This is a genomic window from Mucilaginibacter sp. (assembly GCF_036383575.1).
Classification (GTDB): Bacteria; Bacteroidota; Bacteroidia; order Sphingobacteriales; family Sphingobacteriaceae; genus Mucilaginibacter.
In genome coordinates, this window is sequence record NZ_DASVOB010000786.1 from 1 (window position 1) to 10,567 (window position 10,567).

The 10,567-nt window shown below is 44.1% G+C and carries 10 protein-coding genes; 4 read left to right on the forward strand and 6 right to left on the reverse strand.

Going from position 1 to position 10,567, the window contains the following annotated elements; genetic code table 11:
* The first annotated feature begins 411 nt into the window (after positions 1-411).
* Positions 412-774, forward strand: coding sequence for a TM2 domain-containing protein (locus VF500_RS27955; protein ID WP_022830459.1), 363 nt, complete (start codon positions 412-414; stop codon positions 772-774).
* Positions 775-972: 198 nt separating this feature from the next.
* On the opposite strand, the gene VF500_RS27960 is transcribed toward VF500_RS27955, so the two are convergent.
* From VF500_RS27960 to VF500_RS27985, 6 genes are all read right to left on the reverse strand, one after another.
* Positions 973-2,619, reverse strand: a complete 1,647-nt coding sequence (locus VF500_RS27960; RefSeq protein ID WP_330862810.1) for a M28 family metallopeptidase — start codon at positions 2,617-2,619, stop codon at positions 973-975.
* 189 nt (positions 2,620-2,808) lie between these two features.
* Positions 2,809-4,131, reverse strand: a complete 1,323-nt coding sequence (locus VF500_RS27965; RefSeq protein WP_330862811.1) for an APC family permease — start codon at positions 4,129-4,131, stop codon at positions 2,809-2,811.
* Positions 4,132-4,345: 214 nt separating this feature from the next.
* The gene (locus VF500_RS27970) at positions 4,346-4,489 is read right to left on the reverse strand and encodes a hypothetical protein (protein WP_330862812.1); all 144 of its coding nucleotides are present in this window, start codon (positions 4,487-4,489) and stop codon (positions 4,346-4,348) included.
* Positions 4,490-4,726: 237 nt separating this feature from the next.
* On the reverse strand, positions 4,727-4,987 hold the full coding sequence (locus VF500_RS27975) for a Txe/YoeB family addiction module toxin (RefSeq protein WP_091210289.1): 261 nt from the start codon (positions 4,985-4,987) through the stop codon (positions 4,727-4,729).
* Positions 4,978-5,181: a DUF2683 family protein gene (locus VF500_RS27980; RefSeq protein WP_091210290.1), complete on the reverse strand. Its 204-nt coding sequence runs from the start codon at positions 5,179-5,181 to the stop codon at positions 4,978-4,980. Before VF500_RS27980 ends, VF500_RS27975 begins: the two co-directional genes overlap by 10 nt.
* Before the next feature lie 85 nt (positions 5,182-5,266).
* Positions 5,267-7,021, reverse strand: coding sequence for a M61 family metallopeptidase (locus VF500_RS27985; RefSeq protein ID WP_330862813.1), 1,755 nt, complete (start codon positions 7,019-7,021; stop codon positions 5,267-5,269).
* Between the two features lie 182 nt (positions 7,022-7,203).
* Here VF500_RS27985 and VF500_RS27990 point away from each other — a divergent pair, with 182 nt between their 5' ends.
* The 3 genes from VF500_RS27990 to VF500_RS28000 all read left to right on the forward strand — a co-directional run.
* Entirely contained in the window at positions 7,204-7,671 is a 468-nt protein-coding gene (locus VF500_RS27990; protein ID WP_330862814.1) for a MarR family winged helix-turn-helix transcriptional regulator, read from the forward strand.
* Positions 7,672-7,678: 7 nt separating this feature from the next.
* Entirely contained in the window at positions 7,679-8,758 is a 1,080-nt protein-coding gene (locus VF500_RS27995) for an efflux RND transporter periplasmic adaptor subunit (protein WP_330862815.1), read from the forward strand.
* A gap of 6 nt (positions 8,759-8,764) precedes the next feature.
* Positions 8,765-10,567: efflux RND transporter permease subunit (locus VF500_RS28000; RefSeq protein WP_330862816.1), on the forward strand; the 1,803-nt coding region annotated here is incomplete at its 3' end.

Sequence of the window (10,567 nt, forward strand, 5' to 3'; positions counted from 1 at the left end):
TTGAAAAAAAGAATAAAATGAGTGTCTTAAACGCTATCAGGAATAAACTGGTACAACGCATTTTTTCCTGCGTAAACCAAAATAGAAAATATGAAAAAAATTATCTCAAATTAGTTGCTTAGATCATAGAAATCGAGGAGCAAAACGGGGTTGTGCCGGGGTGCGACGTGGCAATCGCATACTATACAGAGCGGCCATGTTTCCGTGCGATTGCCACGCTGCGCTCGCAATGACATAGTTTGTTTATTCATCCACTAACCTTATCGGTAAGATTTCCGCGATACTTTTCACCGCCAAAACCCATCATTTCACCGACTACTTATCTCCGCTAACCTATCTCTCATAGGCGTTTTAAGGCCACGATTGTACCTTTATATCATAAAACAATCGCAAACTTTAAAACTTACTGAGATGAACACTTATCAAAACCCATATATGTCTTTCGACGGTATCACTCCCGAAGAATATACATTTCTGCAACAGGCTACTGCCTCATTAACAGAAAATCAGGCACGTACTTTTATGTCATTTTATGCCAGCAAAAGACGTAACCCTCAAGACATCATGTTTGCTACGCTTGCCGGTTTCCTTGGTGTATCAGGCGTGCAGCGTTTCATGACCGATCAGATAGGTATGGGTATCCTTTACTTTTTCACCGCAGGTTTTTGTTTCATCGGTACCATTGTCGACCTGATCAACTACAAAACCATCGCCAACGATTATAACAGGCAAATGGCCTACGAAAGCTTCAACATAGCTAAAATGAGCAACTAAACCCCTTTAAGGGTTAGTTTCACTATATATCAATAAAAAATCCACCTTCTGTTACGGGGTGGATTTTTTTATGGTGAATTTAATTATAAACGTCATGCCGAACTTGTTTCGGCACCCCATCATAAGGGTATAAAGCCTGCATTGCACACTGCTTAGCAAGTGGGGTGCTGAAACAAGTTCAGCATGACCAACTTTTTTTTACTTCATCGATTTATCCCTAACCGCTTTAAACTCCGAACCTTTTTTCCAGCCGGGGAATGTGGTTTCATTGCTTAGCTTAGTGCCAACTTCGTAAAGGATGTTGGCTATCTGGGCCATACCGGTGGCGTCCATGGTATCAGTGTAGTTATCGGCCTGCTGGTGATAGCGGTTATCGCCGTAATCTTTTTGTTTGGCCTCGCCATAGCTGCCATCATGTATTACGCTGATGCTGCCATTGTTAATATCAAGCGCCGGCACACCAACTTTGGCAAAGTTAAAATGATCCGACCGGTAGTAGCTGCCTGCACCTGGGTGCCTGTCGCCAACTGTACTGAGGCCCTGCGCTTTGACTATTTCATCCACGTAATCTTCCAGTTCATTCTGGCCTTTACCTGTTACAGCTATATCTTTAGTCTCGCCGTAGTCGCCAAGGGCATCCATGTTAAGGTCGGCTACGGTTTTGTTAACCGGGTAAATAGGGTGGGTGGCATAATATTCCGAACCCAATAAGCCCTGCTCTTCGGCAGTAACAGCTAAAAATACGATAGAGCGTTTAGGTTTTTCTTTAGCCTTGCTGAAGGCATTGGCTACGCTGATGATGGCTGCAACACCATCGGCATTATCAACAGCCCCGTTGTAGATACTATCGCCTTTTGCATCGGGCTTACCTATGCCCAGGTGGTCCCAATGGGCGGTATATAATACATATTCATTGGGCTGTGAGCTGCCTTTAAGCGTGCCGATAACATTATGTGATGTAGAATACTTTAGCTGGTTGTTGATAGTTAAAGTAACGGATTGCTTAAGCGGGATGGCTTTGAAATCTTTCTTACGGGCTAATGCGCGGAAATCGCCGGTGATGCCAGCTTCGGCCAAAAGCTTTTTGCCCATATCTTCGGTGATCCAGCCTTCAACCTTACAGCGGTTCATATGCTTATCTTTTTGCTGCAGATAAAGTTTAGCTCCTGTGTTGCTGTTGGATACTACTTCCCAGCCATAGCTTGCGGGCTCTTTTTGGTGGATGATAAGTACGCCGGCAGCACCCTGGCGGGCAGCTTCTTCGTATTTGTATGTCCAGCGGCCGTAATAGGTCATGGTATCGCCTTTAAAGAAAGTAGGGTCGCCGTTTTTAAAGCCCGGATCATTCACCAGTACCACAACTGTTTTGCCTTTCACGTCAAGACCAGCATAATCGTTCCAGTGATATTCGGGTGCAACAACGCCGTAACCGGCAAAAACCAACGGTGAGTTTTTAAGCGTTACCGAATCAACCTCGCGGCGACTGAACGTTACAAAATCGGTAGTAGCGTGCAGGCTGAGCGGGGTTTTGCCGCCGGAGATCTCCATTACGGGAGAGGGCGTACTGGTGATCTGCACCATGGGCACATCCTGGAAATAGCTGCCATTATTGCCCGGCTCAAGCCCTGCTTTTTTAAACTGCTCGGAAATGTATTTGATGGCTTTGTCTTCTCCGGCGGTGAAAGGCTTGCGGCCCATCATAGAATCATTGGCTAATGCCGAAATGTATTTTTTTATTTCGGCGGCGGTAACAGCCTTTTCGGCGGGCACGCTTTTATTATTCTGGCAGCCTGCAAAAATAGCAAGACCTCCAATGAGCATCAGGTATCGGTGTTTGATTTTCATATGATAGAAATTTTGCGAAAGAACCGAATTTACATAAATCCCCAGCAATTATCCAATTGGCAATGGGTTGAAGAAATTTTTGCCACTAATTTTTTCAAATTAACCGAATTACACGAGTTTTTCTTTCTGCGTCACGATTTGTGAAATTCGAACTAATTGTTTTAGATAGCCAATATAATTCGTGTATACTCATTGCTTCAACTCTGGCCTGCTAATCTTGATGATTTGCCATGCTACCTCGGCACTTGATAGCGCCACCAGCGCAAAAATAGCTGCCGAAAGAGCTTTCGGTGTCGAGCTTAATGCCCCGCCCAGCGCTACGCTGTAAACAATAAATGGCAGCAGCAAAACCAGGCACAAGCCGGTAACACTAAGCGGAATGCGGAAAGGCCGTTCCTTCATCGGTTCTTTGATGCGGAGTTTTACGAGGGCTACATATTCTAAAGAAAGACCGGCACCGTAAACGGTTACATCGATGATGAGCAGGTCGGCAAAGGTCCACAGTACCATAAAGCTTACTACTATGGAGCAGATAATGATGGAAACGAATGGTGTTTTGAAACGCGGGTGAAGCCTATTCAACCCTTTGGGCAGCAAATTATCTTCGGACATTACCTGCGGTACACGCGACACCGATAACAACACGGCTGTATAAATACCCAGGGTACTGGCCATACCGCCTGCCGCTACTACTATGCCCAGCCAATGTCCGCCAATGAGTACGCCTAACGCCGGGAAGCCGCTATCGGTTAATGTATCATGGTTAATGCCCGATTGCTGGGCTACCCAAATGGCAAAAAAGTAGATCACCATTACCAACGCGAAAGCCGTAAAGATAGAAATGAGGTAGGAGCGGATAGGCTTTTCAACCTCTTCGGCGTAAGTGGTTACATTATCCCAGCCCAGGCAGTTCCACATCACAGTATACAAAGCCATCCCAAACGATGGAAAACTAAGCCCTTTTAATGATGATGATGGAATGTGCATCGCTCCGCTATGGTGATAAATGCCTAATACGATCAATAAAATAATAGGGGCAAGCACAGCAGCACTTAAAAATAACGAAACCCGGCCCACCGGCATAATGCCCAGGATATTTAATCCTGCCGATGCCCAGATGATCACCAAACAAACCGGGATCTGGAAGTTTAACAGTTCGGGGAAAAAGAAACCGGCATATTGTACAAAAAGCACCGGGTAAATAGCAAGATCGACAAAGGTATAGAGCCAGGTCCACCAACCCTCAATAAAGCCCCAGTGTAGACCGAGGGCGTATTTTACCCATTTATAATAGCCGCCGGTTATAGGCATCATGCTGTTAAGCTCAAGCACGGTAAATATGGCCGGAACATCCCACATCAAAGGGGTTACAAGCAGGATCAGCAAAGCCCCGTGATCGCCGGCATAACTCAATAGCGGTTCGAGGCCATAAGGGCCGCCAGATACAGTAAAGAAAATAACAGCGACAAGCTGTATAGGGCGTATTTTTTTTAATGAGGCTGCAGAGGGCATTTTTAATTACTCTTCTTTAATTTTTCTTTCAGGTAAAAAGGGGCTTTGAATTTTTTCTTCTGTATAAATGGAATTTCGTAGCGCGTTGAGTTGGTTTTTGCATCCACTCTTTTACTGACAGTACAAAACTATTGCTGCCTGCGGCATTTTTAATTGTACCGAAATCGGTATAATTAAAATCTTTGTTGTACAATGCCTCCCATTCGCCCAGGTATTAAATTGTGTTTTTTAAGCTGAGCCATTTAGTAATAATGATATTTTCATGTTGGCTTTTAACCATATCGGTAAGAGAGATGGAATCACTGTCATTAACAGAAAAAAAAGAAATCTCAATACCTTCAACTTTAATTTTGCTCATCAGGTGAATGGGTTAAGCAGGAATGCCGTAAGCTATAAAAATATAACTTATGCGTTAATAATTTAATTTTTTGTTGATGTCCTTAGGTCGTGCTGAACTTATTTCAGCATCCCACGCGCCAAGTAACACGCATGCTAAGCAATCAGAAGCTTGTCCTGTGGGTTCCCGAAACAAGTTCGGGATGACAATAGGAGACGGATAACAAAAAAGGCCAGCTTTGCAGCCGACCTTCGTTGGTCATTCATAATGTCCTCGTAAAGAATAAACATTGATGGTTTCATCAACCACATCGTAGATAATGCGGTGTTCGGAGTTTATTCGTCTCGACCACTTTCCTGTTAATTTATATTTGAGAGGCTCCGGTTTTCCTATTCCTTCAAAAGGATGGGCTTTCATATCATTAAATATCTGCGAGATCTTTTTTTGAATAGCCTTATTACCGGACTTTTTCCAGTATTCAAAGTCCCTTATCGCTTTTTCGTATAAGTCTATTTCCATAGGTCGTCGGTGTTTACCCTAACGCCTTTTTTGCCTGCTTTTCTTGCCGCTTCGCCTGCTAATACCTGTTCAACAAATTCGGCATTGTATGAGCCTTTATCATGTTTCTCAAAATTGATTTTGAGCGCTTTTAAAAAAGCTTTTATTGCTGCTGATTGTTCTTTGTTTTCAGGATGTACAATGAATGTTTCCATATACAAATTTAATCAATAATATTTAATTGGCATTGACAAAGAAGGCGCCGTGACAGGCGCCTTCTTTTCTATAAAAAAACAATTCTTACAAGCTCAACCACTTTTTCCTTACCGTCAATTGCTGCTCGCTTGGGCTGTCAACAGTTACAATATTATATTTAACGCGGTTGCTTTTCAGCAGGGTAACCGGGAGGATAATGGCTTGCCCGTCGCGGGTTACGGTTACCTGGATCTTGTCGCCTGGATTTTTACCGGTGATCAGCGCCGAAGCATCGGTAACCAGTGTACCGTCAATTGCATTGATCTCGTCGTTTACATTAATTCCATCAATATAAGCAGCGGTACCGCGTTGCACACCGGTCACAATGATTTTTTTGTTGGCTGTTGTTACAGTAGTGATACCAAAGGCAGCATCGTTTTTATCGGCCAGTTCATCAACTACCTTATAGCCGGCATAGCCTAAGTATTTATTATAATCGACAGAGGCAAGGCCGTTGATGTATTTAGCATAAAAATCATCCAGCTTTTTGCCGGCAAATTTTTCAAAGGCTGCTTTAAATTCAGCATCGGTGTAGCCGCGTTTTTTGATCTTGTAATACTGGGTGTACATGTATTTCATGGCGTCATCCAACGAGTATTTGCCTTTGCTGTCGTTGATGATCTCCAAATCGAGCATCATACCAATGATCGCACCTTTATTATAATACGATATAGTGGTATTGTTGGAGTTTTCGTTAGGGCGATAAGCTTTGATCCAGGCGTCGAAGCTTGATTCGGCAACGGTTTGTACGTCTTTACCAGGCAGGTTTTCGAGGATGTTGAACTCGCCTTCCAGGGTATCAAAGTAATTGCCCACAGGAAATAGCTGCGTACGGCGAACAATGATGCCCTGGTAATATTCGGTAAAGCCTTCGGCTATCCACAGGTTGGTAGTATAGTTTTCGGTATCATAATCAAACGGGCCTAATACTACCGGGCGCAGGCGTTTTACATTCCACAAATGGAAATGCTCATGTGCTACCAGGCCCAAAAAGCTTTGGTAACCTTTGTCATTAGCATAGTTATCGCGTGATGCACCTAAAACAGTTGAGCTCAGGTGCTCCAAACCACCACCATTACGCTGGCGGTTGTGTACTATAAATACATAGTGTTTGTTGGGGTTTTCGCCAAAAACTGCGGCTTCCTGATCAACAATTTTATGGATATCGGCTTTTAATTTTTCCTTGTCATAATTACCGCCGCCGTACATACATATCTCATAATGAACGCCCGATGCATCAAAACCAAAAACATCCTGGTTGCCTACTTCAATCGGCGAATCGAACAGGATATCAAAGTTTGGCGATAAACGGGTAAAAGGATCATTGTTTACCATCTCGAGGCTGGTTGAAACTTTATCCCAGTTTTTGTAAGGTTTAATATGGATAGTAGCTGGTGAGTGCAGCATATTGGCCGGGTAAATGAAAATACCGGTGGTTGAAAGGAAGCCGTGCGATGCATCGATAAAGCTGGTACGTACAGAAAGCTCAAAGGCGTAAACCCTGTATTTTACTGTTACCGACGAAATTCCTTTTGTAACAATTTGCCAGGTATTCTTATTGATCTTGGGTGCTGCAACGGGTTTGCCATTGGTTTCGGCAGTTAATGATTCAATGTTTTTAGCGAACTCGCGTACCAAGTATGAACCGGGTGTCCATACCGGCATTTTAAGCTCAAGGGTGTTTTGCTGAAGGCCGGTGATGTGCATCTCAATGTCAGCATAATGGGCCTGGGCTTCAGGAAACGAAACATTGTAGGAGATCTGAGCGTTGGCGGCCGCCTTGCTGATGGTATTACTCATAATAAAAATCGTTAGAAAAAATAACGTGCGTAGGTTGGTCAGTTTCATGGTCGCAATTTATAAAAATTCTATAATCAGTTATATATGTGGCGTTACTGCGCTTCAAACACCGTTGTAAAATGGTTGATACATGCAACTATTGTTAATATTATGCTATTAGTTTTACATCGATTTTTAAGTCGATGGAACTGATTGAACCTATTTCGCGCAAGCTGATCCGCTTAGGTAAATTGTACCTGGATGTATTGGTTAAACATACCACTCACCTGGATGTTACCCGGTACCATTACATACTTTCGCTCATTTACGTTCATGACGGGCAGCTTACCCAAAACGCGCTGGCGCACCTGCTGGGCAAGGATAAATCGGCCATGGTGAATATCATCAACCTGCTTACCGAAAAGGGTTTTGTTTACCGTGAAAATAACCCGAACGACAGGCGGCAGCAACTGCTCCGCGTTACCGAAAAGGCCAAACTGGCCGTACCCCAGATTATCGAAACTTTTGAAAACATTAACGCTGACATTACCGATGGCATATCCGAAACCGATATGCAGGTATTTGAAAGCGTACTTACCCGCATGCATAAAAATTTAAACCCATTAATATCACCCCAAACAACCCTACAAGCTAAACCACACACGGATTAAACAAAGTATGAAAACAAAATATATTATTTACACGGCGCTGGCCCTGCTGGTTGCTTATTTAGTTTACAATAAATTTTTTAGCGAGGGGGCAAAGAAATCGGCCGCGGCTATGGCTTCGGGTAAGGGTGATAAGAAAAAAGGCGGTCCGGTAGGCGTTAACGTAATGATAGTTAAAGATACCGCCGTAAATAACATCATTGATATTACCGGTACTATTGATGCAAACGAAAAGGTGAGCCTGATAAGTCAGACGGCAGGCAATATTACCGGCATATATTTCAACGAAGGCACTAAGGTAACCAAGGGGCAACTGCTGGTTAAGGTTTACAACCAGGATTTAGAAGCATCACTGCAACAAAACCAGTACCAGGTAGCATTGGCTAAACAACAGGAAAGCCGCAACCGTCAGTTACTTCAAAAAGAGGCCATAAGCCAGGAAGAATATGATACCTCGTTAACTTCCTTAAACTCTTTAAAGGCTGCCGCCGATGTCATTAAGGCGCAGATTGCCCGTACCGAGATCCGTGCACCATTTTCGGGCACTATCGGTTTAAGGAATGTGAGTCCGGGTAGTTACCTGTCGCCATCATCGCCTATTGCCAATTTGGTTAATATCGATCCGGCTAAAGTAACTTTTGCTGTGCCTGAAAGATATCTTTCCATACTGGGCCCTGGCAGTAAGATCAGGTTTAAAACCGAAAGCTCGATGGAAAATTTCGTGGGTACGGTGTATGCTATCGACCCTTCAATTGATGCCAGCTCACGTACTATCACAGTGCGTGCTAAAGCACCAAACCCTAAAGGGATCCTCACTGCGGGTAGCTTTGCCAAGATCAATCTAACACTTGATCAAATCCCTAAAACCATCCTGTTGCCAACAGAGGCGGTTATACCCGATTTGAAAAGCAGCCTGGTTTGGATTTACCACAATGGCATTGCGGTATCAAAACCGGTAAAAACAGATCTGCGTACAGATACTAAGATCCAGGTTATTGAAGGTTTACAGCCAGGCGACAGCGTTGTTGTATCCGGCTTAATCCAGATGCGACCAAAAGTGCCTTTGAAAATTTTAAAAGTTATTAAATAAACCGATATGAGTTTATCCTCAGTAAGTATTAAGCGGCCGGTATTGGCAACAGTAATGTCTGTGGTTATTGTTGTGTTTGGTATTATCGGCTATAAGTTTTTAGGGGTGAGGGATTTCCCTTCGGTTGACCCTCCAATTATTTCGGTATCCACCAGTTACTCTGGTGCCAATGCCGATGTAATTGAATCGCAGATCACGGAGCCGCTTGAAAAATCAATCAACGGTGTGCCGGGCATCCGTAACATATCGTCAACCAGTTCGGTTGGGCAAAGCAACATCACGGTTGAGTTTGACCTTGATGCCGATCTGGAAACTGCCGCTAACGACGTGCGCGACAAAGTGAGCCAGGCCCAGCGCCAGCTGCCGCAGGATATTAACGCCCCGCCGGTAGTAACCAAAGCCGATGCCAGCGCCGACCAGATCATCACCCTTACCGTGAGCAGTAATACCCGTAATATAAACCAACTGGATGATTATGCGGAGAATGTGTTATTGGAAGGTTTGCAAACCATCCCAGGGGTAAGTACCATCAACGTACAGGGACAGCGCCAATATGCTATGCGCCTGTGGATTGATCCTAACAAGCTTTCGGCCCTCGGTGTTACAGCTACCGATATCGGCGCTGCTTTGGCTAAAGAGAATGTGGAGCTGCCTGCCGGTAAAATTGAAGGTAATAATACCGAGGTTACCATCAGGGCCTTAGGTAAGCTGGCAACCGAGAAAGATTTTAACAACCTCATTATCCGTGCCGATAGTAGCCGGGTGATCAGGCTGAGCGATATTGGTTATGCGGTGTTAGGTTCGGCAAACGAGGAAACCATATTTAAAGAATCGGGTGTGCCGATGGTTGGTTTGGCACTGGTGCCGCAGCCAGGCGCTAACTATGTACAGATAGCTAAAGATTTTTACGCCCGTTTAGAGCAGATCAAAAAAGACCTTCCTCCGGATATTTCGGTAAAAGTAGCCTTGGATAATACCAGGTTCATTAACCAGTCGATATCTGAAGTGCAGGAAACACTGATCGTGGCATTTGTGCTGGTGGTAATTATTATTTACCTTTTCTTCCGCGATTGGCTGATAGCTTTCCGTCCGCTGATAGATATCCCGGTATCATTGATCGGTGCATTCTTTATCATGTACATCTTCGGCTTTTCCATCAATATATTAACCCTTTTGGGGATAGTACTGGCAACGGGCCTGGTGGTGGACGACGGTATCGTGGTAACGGAAAATATTTATAAAAAGGTAGAGGCCGGTATGGCTATCCGTAAAGCGGCTTTTGAAGGTTCTGCCGAGATCTTTTTCGCGGTTGTATCTACATCCGTTACGTTGGCAGCGGTGTTTTTACCAATCGTGTTTTTACAGGGCTTCACCGGGCGCTTGTTCCGTGAGTTTGCGGTAGTGGTGGCCGGGGCGGTGTTGATATCAGCATTCGTATCCCTGTCATTAACGCCGATGCTTAATGTGAAACTGATCCGTAAAAATCAAAAGAAATCGAAATTCTACGAAAAAACGGAACCTTTCTTTGTTAACATGATCAACTCATATTCTGAGTCGCTTGTTAAGTTTATGAAGCGTAAATGGATATCGTTCGTTATTCTGGCAGCCTCGATCGTTATCATCGGGATCCTGATAAAAGTTATCCCATCGGAACTTGCCCCGCTTGACGACCGCAGCCTGCTTCGTTATAGTGTTACCGGTTCAGAGGGTGCGACTTATGAGTACATGACCAAATACATGGACAAGGTATCAAACCTGGTTGAGGATTCAATTCCTGAGTCAAACGTTAATCTTGAAATTGTTTCACCA

Coding starts and splice junctions, on each gene's coding strand:
- VF500_RS27990 (WP_330862814.1), top strand. CDS start 7,204: ATGGAACTGATTGAACCTATTTCGCGCAAGCTGATCCGCTTAGGTAAA.
- VF500_RS27965 (WP_330862811.1), bottom strand. CDS start 4,131: ATGCCCTCTGCAGCCTCATTAAAAAAAATACGCCCTATACAGCTTGTC.
- VF500_RS27995 (WP_330862815.1), top strand. CDS start 7,679: ATGAAAACAAAATATATTATTTACACGGCGCTGGCCCTGCTGGTTGCT.
- VF500_RS27980 (WP_091210290.1), bottom strand. CDS start 5,181: ATGGAAACATTCATTGTACATCCTGAAAACAAAGAACAATCAGCAGCA.
- VF500_RS27960 (WP_330862810.1), bottom strand. CDS start 2,619: ATGAAAATCAAACACCGATACCTGATGCTCATTGGAGGTCTTGCTATT.
- VF500_RS27985 (WP_330862813.1), bottom strand. CDS start 7,021: ATGAGTAATACCATCAGCAAGGCGGCCGCCAACGCTCAGATCTCCTAC.
- VF500_RS27955 (WP_022830459.1), top strand. CDS start 412: ATGAACACTTATCAAAACCCATATATGTCTTTCGACGGTATCACTCCC.
- VF500_RS27975 (WP_091210289.1), bottom strand. CDS start 4,987: ATGGAAATAGACTTATACGAAAAAGCGATAAGGGACTTTGAATACTGG.
- VF500_RS27970 (WP_330862812.1), bottom strand. CDS start 4,489: ATGAGCAAAATTAAAGTTGAAGGTATTGAGATTTCTTTTTTTTCTGTT.